Source organism: Janibacter limosus NBRC 16128 (genome assembly GCF_001570985.1).
In the GTDB taxonomy this organism is placed as follows: domain Bacteria; phylum Actinomycetota; class Actinomycetes; order Actinomycetales; family Dermatophilaceae; genus Janibacter; species Janibacter limosus.
In genome coordinates this window covers 1-16448 of record NZ_BCSS01000035.1, presented here as the reverse complement: position 1 = coordinate 16448, position 16448 = coordinate 1, and the positions used below count along the sequence as shown (strand labels likewise).

Genomic DNA, 16448 nt, shown 5'->3' with positions numbered 1-16448 from the left:
CCAGACCGTCATCTGCCCACATCTCCTATTTGAGTTGGCTTCTGAGCCAGTCTATCACTGAGCCAAGGTTTCTGGGCCGCGATCTGTGTCGAGAAGCGCTCTAAATTGGAGCAACGCGATTTCTATCTAAGATACGAAGATTCTGGTTGGGCGCACTCCGCCGATGAGGCCGTGCGGCATGGTGTCGCGTCCAGCCAAGGTGGTCGGCGCTACTGGGTGTATAAGGCCGATGGCTCGTTGATATTCAGCCCTGGCGGGTATCTGGCGCGGTCAGGAGTCCTGTGACTGGGCGGTGGCGTTATGGCGGTAGAACGTGGCGCGGGACCACCCCACGAGTCGGGCCGCGTCTGTGGCGGTGCGTCCTTTGGCGCGTGCATCGTTGACGATCGCGAGCTTCTCGGCGATCACGGCTAGCTCCACGCGGGGTCGCCCGAACTGGGTGCCGGAGGCTTTGGCTGCGGCGATGCCGGCATTGACCCGTTCTGTGATCAGCTCCCGCTCGTATTCAGCCAAGGTGGCGAGCATGTTCAGCATCAGCCGTCCACTGGTGGTGGTTGGGTCGATGCCGTCTTGGATGGAGCGGATGCCGATATCGGACTCGCGCAGCAGAGTGACCGTGTTCAGCACGTCGATCAGTGAGCGCCCCAGCCGGTCCACTCGCCAGACCACGACCGTGTCTCCAGCGGTGGCGTACTCCAGGAGTCGGCGCATCCCTGGACGTTGCGCTGCGTTCTTGCTGCCCGAGGTCACATCCGAGAAAACGTCCCGAGCCTCGACCCCGGCCGTGGCCAGCGCGTCCAACTGCAACTGCGCGTCCTGACTGGCCGTGCTGATTCTCGTGTACCCCAGAAGTCTCACCCACCCATCCTGCCTCAAAAACCCTTCCGGTGACGTCAGCTGAGACGTTTCTCGTCGAGACACTTTTCCGAGACACTTCTGCAGCCGCAGAACCGCGAGAGCTCGGTCCTCGGCAGCGACGTCACGTCGTGTCTCATCAACCTGTAGTTTCCTGAGACGCCGCGTTCGTCCCGCACGACGCCCGCGTCCCGACTGCAAGGTGCGGACGGGGCAACCGGCGATGACGTGCCCCGTCCGCACCGGTAGGGCTACGACCTGCTCACACCCCCTTGGTTTTCGCCTTCAGTGACCCTTGTCTGGACTTTTGAGAGTGGTGTGTCGGGTGCAGGACAGTGGGACGGCTATCTCGTGACCGGGACGCCGGTGACCGGGTCGAAGGCTGACGTCACGGCCGTCCCGGGGAGCCGGCCAGTGCGTCGAGCCCACACCTCGAAGACCACGGTCATGAACGGCGGCACCGCGGCCAGCAGTGCGAGAAGGGTGCGGCCGAGGCGCCATTTCAGGCGGACTGCCATCGAGATCGTCACAAGCACATAGGTGATGAAGGCGGCTCCGTGCAGCGTCCCGAAGATCCGGACGCCGAGGTCGGTGGTCTCGGGGACATACTTGAAATACATGCCGGTCAAGAGCCCCGCCCAGGTGAAAGCCTCCACGACCGCAATCCACGTGAAGACGCGCTGTAGCCGTCCACCGGAGATCTTGGACCCGGGAGCCCGGGGCGCGACGGGATCTGTGGCGGTGGGCGTCGGGAGCGCTGAGGCGGTCGGATGGTCCGGGCGCAGTGGCCACATGGCCTTGTCGCCCAGGAGGTGGACGATGGCCGGGACCAGCAGGGGCCGCACGAGGAAGGTGTCAAGCAGGATGCCGAAGGCCATCGCGAAGCCGAACTGGAACAGCTCGCGGATCGGTTGGGTCATCAGCACCGAGAAGGTTGCGGCGAGGATGAGTCCGGCGGATGAGATGACTCCGCCGGTGCGAGTCAGGGCGGCGCTGATGGCTTGCGCCGGTGGCCGGTGGCGCAGCTCCTGCCTGAACCGGCTCATGATGAAGATGTTGTAGTCCACGCCGAGGGCGACAAGGAAGATGAAGATGTAGACGGTCACGCGGTTGCCGATGCCGTCATCGCCCAGAACCGTCAGGGTGAAGAAGGTTGTGGCACCAAGGGTGGCCACGAACGACAGGATGAGCGTCGCCATCAGGTAGATCGGAGCGAGGATCGAGCGCAACAGGAAGACGAGGACCGCTGTGACGATGAGCAGGACCAACGCCACGATGAAGACGGTGTCGCGCTCCAGGGCCGAGCGGATGTCAGCGGTCTGGGCTGTCTCGCCACCGATAACGACCGTGGCGTCCTCCACACCGGCCTCCTCAGCAGCGGTCCGGGTGGTGTCCTTGAGTGGGTCGATCGCGTCTAGGGCCGCCGGACTGTACGGGTCGAGGTCAAGCACCACGTCGTAGAAGACCGTCTTGCCGTCCTCACCCAGGCGGGGCTCTCCCACGCGGCTGACGTGGTCAGCGTCACCGAGCGCCGTGGCGATCTGCTTTGGCGCGGAGCCGGTGCCCAGGCCCTCTTTTGAACTCACGACGACGGTGCTGGGGGCAATCTCGCCGTCGCCAAACGCTTCCTGGATCATGTGCTGACCCTGCTCGGACTCGGTGTCGGCGCGGAAGCCGCTGAGCGTGTTGAAGCTCTGCTGGTAGGCCAGCATCCCCATGCTCATGACGATCAGAACCGCCACGGTGGCTGAAGCCACCCGGACGGGAGCGCGGGCGACGAGAGCCGCGATGCGGTGCCATACCTTGCCCCCGCGAGAGCGCTCGGCCGCTTTGGCCACACTCCCAGGCCAGAAGACGGCCCTGCCGAACAGCAGCGTCAGCGCGGGGATGAAAGTGAAGGCCACCAAGGCCATGACAGCAACGCCCAGTGCCAGGTAGGGACCGAAGCCACGCAGTGCGGGCGAGAGGGCCACCAGCAGGGCGAACATCGCTAGTACAACCGTGGAGGCGCTGGCCAGGACGGACTCGGTCGTGCGGCGCATAGCGGTCTGCATCGCCCGCGGGAGGGACGGCTCCTCCAGGAGTGCCTCGCGGTAGCGGGCGGTGATGATCAGCGCGTAGTCGGTGCCCACGCCGAAGAGCAGCACCGTCATGATCGAGGCGGTCTGGGAGCTGACCGTGATGATCCCGGCGTCGGCGAGGATCGCGCCGACGGTCTCAGCGACACGCATTGCCACCCCGACAGCCAACAGCGGCACCAGCGCCATCAACGGGGAGCGGTAGATGGACAGCAGGATGACCAGGACCAGCACGATCGTGGCCAGGAGCAGGACCTTGTCGCCGCCACTGAAGACCTTCACCGTGTCGGTCGCGATGCCGGCTGGACCGGTCACGGCGACACTCGTTGCCCCGGCGGCGTCGGACGCGCCGTCGCGCACGTCGTCAACGGCGTCTTGGAAGGACTCGTCCGAGGGGCTGCCGGTCATTGGCACGATCAGCAGCTGCGCCGTGCGGTCCTGGGACACCAGGTCGGCTGCCGCCCCGGGTGTGCTCACCGTCGAGACCACGCTCGCGACGTGGTCCGGCCGCGTTGAACCGGTCAGCGTAGAGGTGATCCGGGTGACGGCCTCCTCGACGTCCGCCTCAGCGTTGCTGCCCTCACCCTGGACCACGACGATGGCAGGCGTCGTGTCCTGCCCGGGCAGCTCTGAGCGCACCAGGTCGCGCGCCGTCATCGAGTCCGAGGCCGCAGGCGGCAGGTTGGCTGAGGTGTTGTCCTCGACCGAATCCAGCGCGGGCGCCACGCCCGCGAGAAGACCGGCCAGCACCACCCAGAAAACCACCACGATGGCGGCGCGCTTCTTCGAGCCCAGCAGGCCGTGGAGCGCGCGGGAGTAGATCGACTGCATCAAGAATCCTTGAACGGAGAGCCAGAAAATACACCTTAGGGACAGGGTGTCGCTAAGACGCGGCCAATGTAACACTTGCCAAACGGAACCCCGGAAGACGGATAGGCTGTTGTGCGTTGTCATCGCGTTGCAGGGGGGAAGATGCCCAAGATCGACGCCGGGAGTGTCCGCGAGCACCGGGCTCGCCGACTAGCCCAGCTGATCGATGCGGCCGAGGCGATCCTCGACGAGGACGGTATGGATGCTTTGACCGCTGGCGCGGTTGCAGCACGAGCGGGGATCGCCCGCAACAGCATCTACCGCTACTTCGACTCCATTGACGACCTGCTCGAGCTCATCGTCACCAGAGAGTTCCCCGCCTGGATCGAGGCCGTGGAGCACGCGATCGCAGCCGAAACCACCCCGGAAGAGCAGATCGCCGCATACGTCAGATCTAACCTCGAGCAGGCCGCCAGCGGAACCCACGGCTGGCGGGCCGCACTGTCCCGCACGTCACTTTCACCAGCGGCCCGACAGCGCGTGGCGGACATGCACATATCGCTGCAAGAGGCCCTCGAGCCAGCAGTGCGCGAGTTTGGGTACCCGCATCCTGACCTGGCCATGACCGTGCTCCAGTCCGTCGTCGACGCCTGCATCCGCAGGGTCGACCAGGGGGATGACCCTGCAGCCGTGTCCGACTTCGCGGTACACGCCACACGCCAGTTGCTCCTAGGAGGCCGCGCCACTGAGCACTCCACGTGTTTCCCTCTCCGACGCGAAGAGCCTATCCATGAGACCGCGAGACCGCACGGCTGAGGACGAGTCGGGCTCAACCCCTGGGGGTGGTCACGGCGACAGCTTCGCCGACGACCCTCTTCCTTCGCGTTGAACCACGTACCGGTGACGGCGGGCGCGACAGCGAACTGACGCCCAGACCCTTGGTCGCCGTGGTGGACCGGGCGCGTGACGTCATCCGGGACGCACGCAAGGAGGCGGGTCGGCACGTTCGCTCATTCGCTGGCGGGTGAGAGATGACCATCACCGCGCAACCATGGCCGCGTCGATCGTCACCGCATAACTTGCGGCTCAGAACTTGACGTCACCGAGCCGTCATACGGACGACCCCCGCGCGCCCGTGTCCGCGCGGCGGCATCCCTGAGCGACGACGCTGGCGCGTCCAGGGAACCTCAGCTGACGATCACCCTCTCGAGGATCAGCAACGGCTTGTCGGCGGGCCCTGACTCATGCTCCTCAATCCAGATGCGTGTGTGCGTCTGGGTCCTGGGGCTCCACTGCCGTCGGTAGTGGCCCCGTACGAGCCAGCGGTGATCGGGGCTGTGCCGAGGTCGAGGTGAAGGGTTCGTGATCTGGTCATCCGAGCTGGATCGGTAGTGCATGACCACGTCACGTAGGCGGGTGCCGGGAGGCGGCTGCGCCGGAGGCCCCTCGTCCCCTGGGTGCGTTGTGCTACTCGCTCTCACCTGTGGAGTGGTGAGCCCGGCAATCATCGCCGCGGCGGAGCCCGCCTGCTCGACGTATGCCGCGTACGTTTCGACCTCGGTGAGCCAGTTCTTGCCGGATAGCAAGCGCGCTTGTTTTTTACTACTGAGCGTGATGCACACGGTCTCCCCAAGGGGGCCGGGAGACCAGGCGACAACGCTGCCCGGCGCTTGGGAAATGTCCTCGGTGAACCCGATCCCCGCGCGCACCCCCGGCTGGTCTTGGCTAGACCCGGTCGCCTCCATGCTGAGCGCGCTGCGGGCGCCCTCGCGAATGAAGTAGAAGTTCCTTGACCTGACTGCGTCCCGTAGGAGTTGGAGCACGACAAGGGTTTTGGGGGCGTCAGCGACAGATTCGTCCATACCTTCCCGGCATAGAAGCTCAAGGTGCTCGTCGACGTGAAAGACCCCATGTGCTCGTGCATAGGCGGAGAGCAGCGATCCGACGGTTCGGTCCGCGCTATACCTGCTGACCTGCTCTCCCAGCACTGCTAGTGCGCGGAGGCGCGGCTCGCGGGGCTCGATGGCTCGGATGAGAAGATCGGCGACCCGAGGCGTGCTTCTCGGGGTCCACTCTGCGGCCCGGAAGGCCTCGACGAGGCCGTCGACGTCGGTCTCTGCGGGGAGGGGCGACGAAGTTGCGACGGCAAGCAGCTGCTCATCGACACCCCGCAGGGGCTGGCCACCACGCTTTGCGAGACGTTCCTCGACACGGATCGCGTTTGTCCCCGCGACAAGTGCGTCGATAACGCGTTCACCTGGCCGGCACTCCTGCCGCAGCGTGTCAGCTGTGATGCGTGGGCCTTGCCGGTCGCGTCGGGAACTTTCACGCGCTATCGCCGCCAGGTGCGCCTTGTCGATCGGGACGCCAGCGACTATCCAGGCTCTTTGGTCAGCATTGCTGAAGTCGAACCTCGACCAGTCCGACTCTGCGCGGCTCAGCAGGGACCGGCGAACCTGCGCGGCGCGAGCCGAGGGGTGTACGGGTGACGACCTACCTTGGCTTTCCTCCTGACGGGTCTGACGACGATCGTCGACAGCCCTGCGTAGATCCTCAGCCTGTCGCGGCGTGATTGTCCCGCTCGCGGATATAGCAGGTACACCCATCTCGGCGAGTAGCCGCATGGCGTCCTTGGCCGGTATGCCCACTTCTTTTGCAACCTGGTGAACGCGAGGCTTGGCCATGCGTCCGGAGCGTAGCGCGCAACCAAACTGTGCGCCTGTGTCACCGAGCCGTTGGGATCAACGTTGACATGTCGCGCTTGACGAGCCTCATCGCAGGAGGAAGGAGCCCGATGAGAACCTTGTCTACGTGTGGCGCTATACCCTCCGGGATCTCCTCCCGAACGACGACCCCGAGGCGTGGGCACTTGCTCTAGCGGCCGAAGGGTGGCGGCTGTGGCCGAAGGGCACTGGCGTGCTCATCACGATCGACGGACGAGAGATGCGGCGCTACAGCCTGCGACGTTGGGCCGGCGACGGGACGCCACCGGAGCCTGTCGAAGGCCAATAGGCGACATCAATGAGTCGCCCGCGTTGGGATGATCCGCGCGGTTGCTCGCGTCGCCCGAGTCCTCACAGCTAGAACAGGCCGAACTGCTCGCCCTTCTGCGAGAGTTGCTTCTTGGCCTCGATGTAGGGCCTGAGCATCGTCGGGAGAGTCGGCCTGCTTCCCTTGAGTAGGTCCATGATGGTCACGTGCTGGAGCCGCGGGAAAACCTGTCCGTTGGCTGGGTGTGTATACACGCCCCCGTGAGCGATCGCGTCCTTAACTCCCTTCGTGGCAGGGGTCAATGTGACGAGAATGCCCATCTCCGCCTTCTGTGCGCTGAGGGTCCCATCGAGGTCTCTGACCATGGAGGGGTTGATGTTCTTGCCGCCCTTCACGGAGACCAGGACGCGGCCGACCTTGCCCTTCCCCTTCGCGTCGAGCAGGAACCGGCCAACCCCGTCAATACCCTTGTCTCCGACCTGCTTCTGGTTGGGTTGAGCCGCGACCAAGGTCACCGCCCACCGTTCGAACTCGAAGGCGTCGCGGGTGAACATCGCCTGTGCCGCGGCGAGATCCTGGGGGATGCCGTTCGTCTCAAACGCTTCACGGATTTCGTCGCCGTAGGTGTGAGCAAGGCGCTTAACGATCAGGTCGATTGAGATGTACGTGATGTCGATCCCGACCCACTTGCGGTCCATCTTCTGGGCAGCGTCGACAGTCGTGCCGCAACCGCAAAACGGGTCGAGTACGACGTCACCTGGGTTCGAGCTGGCTCCAATGATCCGCTCCAGCAGCGCTACCGGCTTCTGCGTCGGGTAGCCCAACCGCTCCGCGTCCTGTGTCCCGAGCCAACGCACGTCCTCGTCGATGCCCTCGTCTGTCCCGAAGAGCATGCCTTGCGTGTAGGGCTGGTATGCCCATATGTCGGGGACGCTGACGCCGTCTTCGCGAGTGATGTAGCGCTGATAGATCGGCCAGGCAGCACCTTCGCCGAAGGTGATTCGCCCGCGTTCTGCAAGAAGGTCCATCTTTTCGTGTTGGTCGAGTCCCTCGGTTTCGTCTTCTAGGCCCTCCAGCAACGCACTGGGAATGGCCCAATGCCGTCCCTTGGCGGTCGGGTCGTAGCCTCGCCACGGCTTGCCCGAGAGGCCACCACGGGTGCCTGATCCGGTAAGGACGTTGCCGTAGTAATTGGTCCGCCACCCGTTGTCGTCCTTGATGAAGTAGTTCTCCACGTGCCCATTGGCGTACGGCCTTCTGGGCTGGTTCCAGGTGAACTCCTTCGACTTGGCGTAGTAAAGGATGACGTCATGCACGGGACCGAACCGTTTCGTCTTGCCGTGGGACCCTGTGCGCCGCCAGATGACCTCGTTGCGGAAGTTGCGGACGTCGAAGATCGCGTCGAGTAGGACCTTCAGGTAGTGACTCATGGTGGGATCGCAGTGCAGGTAGAGCGAGCCCGTTTGCTTGAGCACCCGATGCAGTTCGACGAGCCGGGGCGCCATGTTGACCAAATACGCCATAGCGTCGTTCTCGCCGAGGAGTGTGTGGAATGCGGTGAGCGCATCAGCAACCTTGGGTGGCAGCGTTTCTTGGTACTCCGCGAACTGCTCGTCAGTCAGGGGTGTCCAGTGCCAGGTGTCCTCGAATGCCTCGATCTGCGCCGAAGCGTCCAGGGGTACCTCTCCGTTGCGATTGAAGATGACCGAGTAGTTACGGTTGCTGTTGAACGGTGGGTCTAGGTACACCAGGTCAACGGATTCGCTTGGGACGTATCTCTGGAGGATGTCCAGGTTGTCTCCAAAGTAGAGTTGGTTCTTGGCTGGCGTGGACCCCGTCATGCAGGGAGTGTTGCACCATGCACCCCCGCGGCTGGCCACCGCTGGGTGTCTCTCTTAAGGTGTCCCGCCTGCCGCGCGTGTGGCCTTGGTGCTTCGATGTCCAGCGGGCTAACTCAGCGCTCGTCCCCGCTCATGCCGCCTCGCCCGCGTCCTTCTGCTCCCCCTCGCGCGGATTGTGCTGGCAGGCACATCCTCGGTAGTCCTGCTGAGGGCGCTTGGTGTCGTAGCAGTGGGCGTGGCCGCCGTCGCGGCATTCCGGGCACACCACGCGACTCAGAGGGTGGGAGCGGCTGCCCCTCCGATTCCTTAGTCCAGCCCGCTAGGCACGGCGTCGTTGATCGCCCGGTAGGTGTTTCGGGTTCGTTCAATCTCGAACGCAGCTCCGGTTCGTGTCACTGCTTCCCGCTTGATCACGATGAGCTGTCGCTGGAACAGTTCTTTGCCTCCCTCAGACTTGGTGGGCCGGCTCAGGCGGAACCTCTCCTCGAATCGCGACTCGCTGAACCAGACCGGAGCGTCCTTGCCGTACTGCTCTTCGAGGATTACCAGCAACATGGCCAGCGCCTTGGCGCTCATCGACTGGATGTGTCCCTCGGTCCACAGCCGAGTGTTGACCTTGAAGTAGCGCAACTTCTGGCCACCCGCCGCCTTCAGGTAGCTGGTCGAGGGGATCTGCTTGTACGGATCGCCGCTGCCGTCTTCTTTGAGCAGCCGGATCGCCGACGGTTCCCCCCGCCTACGGCTGACCTGGATCAGTTGGAGTTCTTCCAACCTGCTCACCGCAGCAGCAATCCTCTTCTTTCCTTTGCTACCAGGGTCCTCGAGATCCAAGAGCTCCGCCCAGACCCGCGACGACAGTCGTGGGACGTCGAAGGGTGGGCTGGACGCGATCCACACGAGACCGAGGTACAACTTGAGGGGCGTGGCCCCACCGCGGCCGCCTGAGCTCACCAGCTTCGCCAGCGGCGGAACGATGTCCGGATCGTCGCTGCGCACAAACCCTGCTCGCAAAGGAATGTCAGCGCGGCGAGCTGCGCGTGACCGCAGTTCGTCCGCGCGAGAGTAGGACAAGGCACTGGCGTTGGGGAGCACGATTGCCAGCCCGCTGTCTCCCACGGTCTCGGCGGCGTCCGCCTCGGGCGCACCCTTCGCCACGACCTCCAGCAGCCCGAGCCGAAGCGTCTTGAACGCTTGCCGGGCGGGGGTCTCTTCGTTATGACGTTCACGGGCATCCATCGATGTCCTCCTTACTTGCCACAACTGGCGGTCACCTACATCGCTTCTAACGGTAAGTGTAGTCACCGACAGGGTGCCTACCGATGTGCGGGACAGACCGCTCCCCAGTCCGGGCCGAGGGGTTTTCGCCGCTGTACGCCTCGCCCCGCCTCCGGTAGACTGACGGTGTAACAGGGACCGGGGCGCCCCCCATGAAGGCGACCTCGTAACGACTGCGACCATGTTGGGCGAACCCCCATTGCGGTGAGGCTCAAGTGCACGGCCTTCACGGGCATTATCGGCCCCCCTCAGGTGCTGCATCGGGAGATGCGGGCCTGGGGGGGGGTCTCACGCGTTGTGAGCGACCTACGCCTCCTTAGAGGCTTCGGCCTCGCCCGTCACGAGTCGGATCGCGCCCCCATCGCCGGTCGCGTTCACGGCTGCGGTCGACCTTCGGATCGTGGGCATCAGTCTCGATGCTCCAGCGCCGCACAGGCGGCCATGGTTCGCTCTCCATCCGACGCAGGAGAGCCTCTGCGTGGCAGAGGCACAGGCACTGTGAGTCCGCGCATCCTGCGTGGTCCTCGTCGGGGCACCTGTTCGACGAGCCGTGTTGGTCAGCCATCGGCTTTGCTCCTTCCTGCGTTCTCGCGCGTCTGGTGCTGGCAGGAACAGCCTGGGTAGTCCTGTTGCGGGTGCTTGGTGTCGTAGCAGTGGGCGTGGTCGCCGTCGCGGCACTGGGAGCACACCACGCGGCTCACTGCCCTTCGGGCCAGGGGTAGAGGCTGCCCAATCGTTCGGTGCGGACGAGCTGGCGGACGCCGTCCTCGTTCTCCGTGGTCAAGGCCTCAGAGTGCTCGTGGCTCCCGGCAGCGTGCGCGATCGCTGCCAGAACGAGCTCTAGGTGCTTGCGGTCGAGACCACTGACGGCCTCCCCCAGGGCCACCGGGCGGTCATCGACGGCCAGCGCCGCGGCGATGTCGAGCACGCGACGCTCTCCCCCGGACAGATAGCCGGACTCCTCGGCAACGGTCTTGGTGTTGAACCAATAGCGTCCTCGCTGGACGTCGTGCTCGACCCACGGTCCGCTCAGCAGTGGATCGCCGCAGCGGATCAGCAGCTCTGCGGCCGCCGTGAGCGTGTACATACCTTCGGCCCACGCACGCAGGCCCTCGGCTCGATCGGTGCTCTCGCTCATCTGGTCTTCCCTTTCGCGCGTTGTGCATGGATTCTGCCGGTGTGGACCGACAGGGTCAGTCGCCGAGGATCTCGTCCGGCGAGAGATCCAGCCGACCGCTTCGGCGCATGACCTCCAGCGCGTAGCGGTGATGTGATGCCTGCCGTTCCTCGCAGGCGGCATAGCCGTCATCCCACCCGGAGGCGCGCCCGGATTGGAAGCCGGACATGAAGATGTCGAACTCCGCTGGGGTGAGGGTCGCGATGTCCAGCCCGCGGTTGCCTCGTTCGATCGGCTCTTCACCCGGCGGGTACTCCAGCTCGAAGTGCTCGTCCATGCCGATCCCCCCTTCGCTCGTGTGCCCTATCGGCGCAGCCGGTTGGGCAGTCGGGCCGGCGCCGTCGGCAGTGTGCCGCCGGCCCGGGTGCGGGACTGCTCGACGGCGGCGGCGATCGCGTCACTGCACCACGCGCTGTCGGAGGGCCAGCGGTCTGCGGCCTGGTCCTGCGCGATCGCCTCGCGCATCCGGGCGATGGTGTCGGTGGGGATCACGAAGGATCGAGACGATCCGGTGCGGGTCTCTGAGCGGCCGCTAGGCCGCGCCAGTCGTGTCCGCTCGGACACGCTGCGACCTGCGTGGGCGTCGAACGCGTAGGCCATCCACTTCGCGAACGTGTCGAGGTGGCCCCCCGCCTGCCAGTCGGCGAGATACGCGGACTTGGCAGAGTCCACGTCCTCGGGGGTGATGTAGATGCCCAGCCGAACGGTGTCACTGACCTGAGCGGCCTTGGCGGAAGTCCCCTTCGCCGTAGTCGTGGCCTTGGTCTTGGTCTCAGGTTCGGGTGTCACCCCCGGACTCTCTAGCTCCTTCGGTGCGGGTGGCGTGGCAACTGTTCTGTCTTGAGCGATCGCCGCAGTGTTGCGGTCGCCCAGGCGGCGTCGAGGACTGCTACTCATGATCTGTTCCTCCTATGCTGTCTGTGTTGTGTGGTCTAGGTGGTGATGATCTGGGCCATCGCGGCGGCGTAGTCGTCGGCGATGCCGGAATCGGGCATGTAGACGCTGACCGGCATTCCGGCGGTGTAGGCGTCCTTGGCGGCGACGGCCTCGCGGATGGGGGTGGTGACCTTGCCCGGGTGCACCTTCTCGAGCTCCTCGACCACTTCCCTGTCGAGCAGCCGCCGCCCGTCGTGGCGGGTGGGCACGATCCAGTGGACTTGCTGGCCGGGGCGCAGGCGCATTGCGATCCGGCTGTCGATGACGTCGACGAGTCGGCTGAGCTGGTCGTAGGCCTCGGTCTCGCAGGCAACGGCCGCGATGACGACGTCGGCGGCGGCCAGCGCGGCGAGGGTGAGCATGCCCAGGGCCGGCGGCGTGTCGATGACGACGTCGTCCCACTCCCCCACGATTGTCGGCAGTTCGTCCCGCAGCGAGGTCAAGACCTCGGGCAGGTGGTCGATGTCGGCCAGGTCGTGCGTCCCGGCGAGCACGTCGACCCCGGGAACGCTCGGTGAGGGCACTGCGGCCGCTCGGGCGCTGGCCTTGCCTACCAGGACGTCGGCCGCCACGGCGTCGACCTCGGTGTCGTCGTTCAGTCCCAGCCGACGGCTGAAATTTCCTTGCTGGTCGACGTCGATCGCTAGGACTCGGCGGCCGCGGCGCGCCAGCGCCGCGGCGACTTCGGCCGCGGTTGTGGTCTTCGTGCTTCCACCCTTGCTGAGGGCGACCGCGTAGACGGTCATCTCAGTCCTCCAGTCTTCTGTGCAGTGTGCGACTTGTGTGTGTGGTCATTCTGGTCCAACTGGTCTGTCTGGCGAAGGGGGCGCGCCCTTGCGCGCCCCCTTCGCCTGGGTGACGTCAGCTCTGCGCCGCGTCGGCGACCTGCTCCGGGTGCGACGTGGCACTGGGGCCGATCTCGTCGGCGACGACGACCTGGGCGGTCTGCTTCTGGCCGGTCTCCTTGTCGGTCCATGCGTCGGTGACGATGTGGCCGACGACGTCGACGCTGCTCCCTCGGCTTGTTGACTGGGCGATCTGGTCGCTGAGCCGGCCCCGCGCCTGCACGCGGTAGACGTTGGGCTCGGCGTCCTCCCACTCCCCCGTCTCGGGGTTCTGGCGGCGTTGCGTCTCGACGACGCGCAGCCGGGTGACCTGCTGCCCTCCGTGGATCTGGATGGTCTCGGGATCGTCGGCGAGGTCTCCGGTGATGGTGATGGTGGCCATCTCGTGCTCCTTCACTCTCAATGCTGTGTGGTCTGTGTGGTCAGTCTGGCGTGGATGGTCGCCGCTCGCGCGGCGTCGTCCTCACCCTTGGGCTGTGCAGGTGACCCGGCAGGGCTCGCCGGGCTCGGCTCCGCAGTCGTCGCAGGGGCGGTCCATCGGGTCTGCGTCGTCCTCGTAGAGCTCTGGGTACTGCTGCTCGTGGCTCAGGTGCTCGTCTCCGGAGTAGGCGCTCATGCCCTCGCCTCCTGTGCCTCGACGGCCTCGAGGACGCGCCGCAGGCGCTCGAAGGGCCGGATCTCACGGTGGATGATCGCGGCGCTGTCGCGGTCGCCGCGGGCGAGGTCGGCGGTGGCGGTCTCGAGCAGGGGGACGATGACGGCGGCGCAGTCCCTGCGGACCTTCGCCGACCACTCCTGCCCAGCCTCCCAACTCCGCTCCTGCGTCAGGGGGTGGGTCTGCTGGAACCCGGCGGGCATGGCCAGCCACGCCTCCTGGACGTCTCGCTCGGTCACGGTGCGGGTTGAGGTGCTCACGTGTGCGTCTCCTTCGGTGGTGCGGGTGGTCAGTCCGCTCGTTGTCGTGTTGATATGTTCAGTCTAGCGTATCTATTCAATCTAGTCTATATAGTGCGTAGGGCAATTTTGGTGCTCGTCGTATGCTCGGCCCGCGTCTCGGGGTGGTTCCCGTGTCGTGTTGATGGGATGCCCCCCGCTCTCGCGGGGGGCATCTCCCTTCGTGCGCTACTCGTTGAAGACGAGCGTTGCAGCCGGCCGGTCGTTGCCGTCGACCACCTTGTCCACGGCCTCGGGGAACCACCAAGCCTCAAGGAATCGGCCCTCGGGCTGGGTGGCGTTGACCTCGTCGCGTGCGGCTCCGAAGTGGCTGCCCGTGTGCATCCGTAGTGCCTCGCGCACGATCTCGGCCGCGGCCTGCTGGTTCGGCGCTCCGACGACGTCGAAGACGACGGCAACCATGTGCTCGTCCTGGCTGTTGCTGCTGTCCATGTGGTCCTCCTGTGTTGTGTGGTCTGTGTGGTCAAACGGTGAGGTGGCTACGGGACTCGTTCGGTGGGCTTGGCCTCCCCCCTTATCCCGCCCCCTCCGGGGCAATGGAAGAAGCTGCGGGCGCATAAGCGCCCGGAACGCAAGGCCAGGAACCGGGCCGCGGGGGAGGAGTTTCCCGAGGAATCAAGCGACGTAGGAGCGCCGAGGGAAAGTTCGGGGGAGTGGCCGGCCCGTAGGGCTGGCCTTGCGCGCAGGGTGCGTGCCCGCACGATGGAATGCCCCGGAGGCGGAGGGATACCGGTCCCGGCGCTGCGCGCCGGGAACGATCACAGCTCGACCGCCAGGTCGAGTCCGTTCGGGTCCCATCCGGTGCGGCCGCCAGGCCGCTCCGCCGCGTCGCCGCGCCAGCGGCGCGCTCGGTTTTCGGGGCCTGGCCCCCTTCGCCCTCTTGATCGGGGACGAAGGGGGCGGCCCCCCTCGGGGTGGTCTAGGTGGCGGGTCGGTGGTCCTGGACCTCGTGCCACGGGGTGCGATCGGTCCAGCTGTAGCCGGTCTCGACGCTGACGCTCTTGGTGTTGGCGCGGGCGACTCGTCGCCACTGGCCGCGGATCTTCACGGCATCGCCCTTGCTGACGGTCGTCGGCCCGTAGTTGGTGGCCTCGCCTGCGGTGATCTGCTCGTCGCGGACGGTCTGCCAAAACTCGAGGTCGCGGGCGCGGGCGTCGCGCGTGGCCTCCAGTTGGTCGCGGTGCTCGCCGTGGGGCTGGACGTGCTCGAGGTGGTAGCCCGCGCCCTCGTTGTCCTTGCGCCACGCTGGGCCCCCAGCCAGCGTGCTCTCGATCTTGCGGATCTCGGACGCAAGCTTTGCGATGCGGTTTGCGACGGTGATGGGGTTGTGGCGGGCCGTGGTGGCGCGGGCGGCGGTCGCGGCGCTGCGGGTGGCCTGCTCTGCGACCCGGTCGGCCTCGACGGCCTGTCCGAACGTGCTCCAGGCGCGGTCGTGGGCTCGGCGGTGGCGGTTCTCGCTGTGGTGTCCAACCTTTACGGGCTCACCGAAGGGGGGCAGTGCCTCGTGCGCGGCGTCGGCGCGGGTCCATGCCTGCTCGGCGGTGGCCTGCTTGCGCTCGGCCTTCGCGGCCATCGCTTCGGCGCGCTGGGCCTCGCGCTGGGTCTTTCTGGCCTCGACCTCGGCGGGGTCGGGCTCGGTGATGTCGAGGATGACGGTCACGATGAACCCGGCCGCCTCCAGCGCCGTGGTGGTGGGGTTGATGACGTGCATCTTGGGGGTCTTGTCGCGGCTGTGCGGGACGTACCACGCGCCGATGGTGCGGCCCCAGCGCCAGCCCAAGGACTTCAGGGCCGGGGCGCTCCCGTCGCCCTTCTCGGTCCCGTCGATCGTGGTTCCCTCGGTGGGGCTGTGAGTGATGGTCAGCGTGTTCATGGCGCTCCTTCTGTGTTGTGTGGTCTGTATGGTCAAAGCGGGTCAGCGTTAGGGCTGGGTGGTGATCTCGACTCGTCCGGCGTAGCCGCGGGGGTCGTTCTCGCCGCATCCGGCGCAGACGAACGATCCGTGGAAGGTCGGCCCTTCCCAGTCGAGGTAGACGACGCGGGCGGTCTCGGGGTACTCGGCGTACCGGCCCAGCTTCTCGACGTGGTTGTTCATGCAGGCCCATGCGCACCCGCTGGTGTCATCGTTGACGAGGGCCACGGCGCAGCACTCACACACCAGATCGGTGGTCTCGATCGTGGTTTCGGTGGTCTTGGTGCTCATGGGTGCGGTCCTCTCGATGACTGGTGGCTAGGAGGCTGTTGGCCTCCCCCCTTATCCCGCCCCCTCCGGGGCAATGGAAGAAGCTGCGGGCGCTGAGCCCCTGGAGCGCAAGCCGGGGAACCGGTCGCGGGGGAGAAGTTTTCGGCCGGAAACAAGCGACGTAGGAGCGCCGGCCGAAAAGTTCGGGGGAGCGGCCGGCGCGCAGCGCCCGGCTTGCGTGGAAGGGGCGAGCCCGCACGATGGAATGCCCCGGAGGTGGAGGGATCTCGGTCCCGGCGCAGCGCGCCGGGACGATCACAGCTCGACCGCCAGGTCGAGTCCGTTTGGGTCCCATCCGGTGCGGCCGCCAGGCCGCTCCGCCTTCGTCGCCGCGCCAGCGGCGGCCCGGCCCCCTTCGGGCCGGGCGCGCTGTGCCGGGCTAGGCGGCCAGTGCGGCGGCGATGCTCTCGACGGGCTCGCCGGCCTTGGCTCGTCGCCACGCTT

General features: G+C 66.2%; 16 protein-coding genes. 1 reads left to right on the top strand and 15 read right to left on the bottom strand.

The genetic code is table 11. The annotated features are described in order from the left end of the window. Positions 1-270 precede the first annotated feature (270 nt). Both JLI01S_RS12565 and JLI01S_RS12560 read right to left on the bottom strand, forming a co-directional pair. Entirely contained in the window at positions 271-858 is a 588-nt protein-coding gene (locus JLI01S_RS12565; RefSeq protein WP_068265108.1) for a recombinase family protein, read from the bottom strand. 341 nt (positions 859-1199) lie between these two features. After that, entirely contained in the window at positions 1200-3941 is a 2742-nt protein-coding gene (locus JLI01S_RS12560; RefSeq protein WP_218005510.1) for an MMPL family transporter, read from the bottom strand. Between JLI01S_RS12560 and JLI01S_RS12555 the strand changes: the two genes are divergently transcribed. Next, positions 3906-4559, top strand: a complete 654-nt coding sequence (locus tag JLI01S_RS12555; protein ID WP_084349409.1) for a TetR/AcrR family transcriptional regulator — start codon at positions 3906-3908, stop codon at positions 4557-4559. The two genes, JLI01S_RS12560 and JLI01S_RS12555, sit on opposite strands and share 36 nt — an antisense overlap. 371 nt (positions 4560-4930) lie before the next feature. Here the strand turns inward: JLI01S_RS12555 and JLI01S_RS16730 are convergent, their stop codons facing one another. The 13 genes from JLI01S_RS16730 to JLI01S_RS12495 all read right to left on the bottom strand — a co-directional run bounded on the left by JLI01S_RS16730 (position 4931) and on the right by JLI01S_RS12495 (position 15965). Beyond that, complete coding sequence (locus tag JLI01S_RS16730) at positions 4931-6427, bottom strand: translation initiation factor IF-2 N-terminal domain-containing protein (RefSeq protein WP_084349408.1); 1497 nt, start codon at positions 6425-6427, stop codon at positions 4931-4933. 396 nt (positions 6428-6823) lie between these two features. Continuing rightward, positions 6824-8575 (bottom strand): DNA methyltransferase, encoded by a 1752-nt coding sequence (locus JLI01S_RS12545; protein WP_068265097.1) that lies wholly within the window; start codon positions 8573-8575, stop codon positions 6824-6826. 306 nt (positions 8576-8881) lie between these two features. Beyond that, the gene (locus JLI01S_RS12540; protein ID WP_068265095.1) at positions 8882-9811 is read right to left on the bottom strand and encodes a hypothetical protein; all 930 of its coding nucleotides are present in this window, start codon (positions 9809-9811) and stop codon (positions 8882-8884) included. 736 nt (positions 9812-10547) lie between these two features. Continuing rightward, the gene (locus JLI01S_RS12535) at positions 10548-10988 is read right to left on the bottom strand and encodes a P-loop NTPase family protein (protein ID WP_068265093.1); all 441 of its coding nucleotides are present in this window, start codon (positions 10986-10988) and stop codon (positions 10548-10550) included. Positions 10989-11043: 55 nt separating this feature from the next. Then, positions 11044-11304, bottom strand: a complete 261-nt coding sequence (locus JLI01S_RS12530; RefSeq protein ID WP_068265091.1) for a hypothetical protein — start codon at positions 11302-11304, stop codon at positions 11044-11046. A 26-nt stretch (positions 11305-11330) separates the two neighbouring features. Further along, positions 11331-11816: a hypothetical protein gene (locus tag JLI01S_RS12525; RefSeq protein WP_068265089.1), complete on the bottom strand. Its 486-nt coding sequence runs from the start codon at positions 11814-11816 to the stop codon at positions 11331-11333. A 143-nt stretch (positions 11817-11959) separates the two neighbouring features. Next, positions 11960-12709, bottom strand: a complete 750-nt coding sequence (locus JLI01S_RS12520; RefSeq protein ID WP_068265087.1) for a ParA family protein — start codon at positions 12707-12709, stop codon at positions 11960-11962. 115 nt (positions 12710-12824) lie between these two features. Further along, positions 12825-13190 (bottom strand): single-stranded DNA-binding protein, encoded by a 366-nt coding sequence (locus JLI01S_RS12515; RefSeq protein ID WP_068265085.1) that lies wholly within the window; start codon positions 13188-13190, stop codon positions 12825-12827. Between the two features lie 81 nt (positions 13191-13271). Then, positions 13272-13424 carry a zinc finger domain-containing protein gene (locus JLI01S_RS17000; RefSeq protein WP_157074943.1) on the bottom strand — a complete coding sequence of 51 codons (153 nt, stop codon included), beginning with the start codon at positions 13422-13424 and terminating at the stop codon, positions 13272-13274. Beyond that, positions 13421-13723, bottom strand: a complete 303-nt coding sequence (locus JLI01S_RS12510; protein WP_068265081.1) for a hypothetical protein — start codon at positions 13721-13723, stop codon at positions 13421-13423. Before JLI01S_RS12510 ends, JLI01S_RS17000 begins: the two co-directional genes overlap by 4 nt. Positions 13724-13930: 207 nt before the next feature. Continuing rightward, the gene (locus JLI01S_RS12505; RefSeq protein WP_068265078.1) at positions 13931-14194 is read right to left on the bottom strand and encodes a hypothetical protein; all 264 of its coding nucleotides are present in this window, start codon (positions 14192-14194) and stop codon (positions 13931-13933) included. Between the two features lie 487 nt (positions 14195-14681). Then, positions 14682-15635 carry a DUF3560 domain-containing protein gene (locus JLI01S_RS12500; protein ID WP_068265076.1) on the bottom strand — a complete coding sequence of 318 codons (954 nt, stop codon included), beginning with the start codon at positions 15633-15635 and terminating at the stop codon, positions 14682-14684. Positions 15636-15683: 48 nt separating this feature from the next. Further along, positions 15684-15965 carry a hypothetical protein gene (locus JLI01S_RS12495; protein ID WP_068265074.1) on the bottom strand — a complete coding sequence of 94 codons (282 nt, stop codon included), beginning with the start codon at positions 15963-15965 and terminating at the stop codon, positions 15684-15686. Positions 15966-16448 lie beyond the last annotated feature (483 nt).

Coding starts and splice junctions, on each gene's coding strand:
- JLI01S_RS12515 (WP_068265085.1), bottom strand. CDS start 13,190: ATGGCCACCATCACCATCACCGGAGACCTCGCCGACGATCCCGAGACC.
- JLI01S_RS17000 (WP_157074943.1), bottom strand. CDS start 13,424: ATGAGCGCCTACTCCGGAGACGAGCACCTGAGCCACGAGCAGCAGTAC.
- JLI01S_RS12530 (WP_068265091.1), bottom strand. CDS start 11,304: ATGGACGAGCACTTCGAGCTGGAGTACCCGCCGGGTGAAGAGCCGATC.
- JLI01S_RS12540 (WP_068265095.1), bottom strand. CDS start 9,811: ATGGATGCCCGTGAACGTCATAACGAAGAGACCCCCGCCCGGCAAGCG.
- JLI01S_RS12545 (WP_068265097.1), bottom strand. CDS start 8,575: ATGACGGGGTCCACGCCAGCCAAGAACCAACTCTACTTTGGAGACAAC.
- JLI01S_RS12500 (WP_068265076.1), bottom strand. CDS start 15,635: ATGAACACGCTGACCATCACTCACAGCCCCACCGAGGGAACCACGATC.
- JLI01S_RS12555 (WP_084349409.1), top strand. CDS start 3,906: ATGCCCAAGATCGACGCCGGGAGTGTCCGCGAGCACCGGGCTCGCCGA.
- JLI01S_RS12520 (WP_068265087.1), bottom strand. CDS start 12,709: ATGACCGTCTACGCGGTCGCCCTCAGCAAGGGTGGAAGCACGAAGACC.
- JLI01S_RS12505 (WP_068265078.1), bottom strand. CDS start 14,194: ATGGACAGCAGCAACAGCCAGGACGAGCACATGGTTGCCGTCGTCTTC.
- JLI01S_RS12495 (WP_068265074.1), bottom strand. CDS start 15,965: ATGAGCACCAAGACCACCGAAACCACGATCGAGACCACCGATCTGGTG.
- JLI01S_RS16730 (WP_084349408.1), bottom strand. CDS start 6,427: ATGGCCAAGCCTCGCGTTCACCAGGTTGCAAAAGAAGTGGGCATACCG.
- JLI01S_RS12535 (WP_068265093.1), bottom strand. CDS start 10,988: ATGAGCGAGAGCACCGATCGAGCCGAGGGCCTGCGTGCGTGGGCCGAA.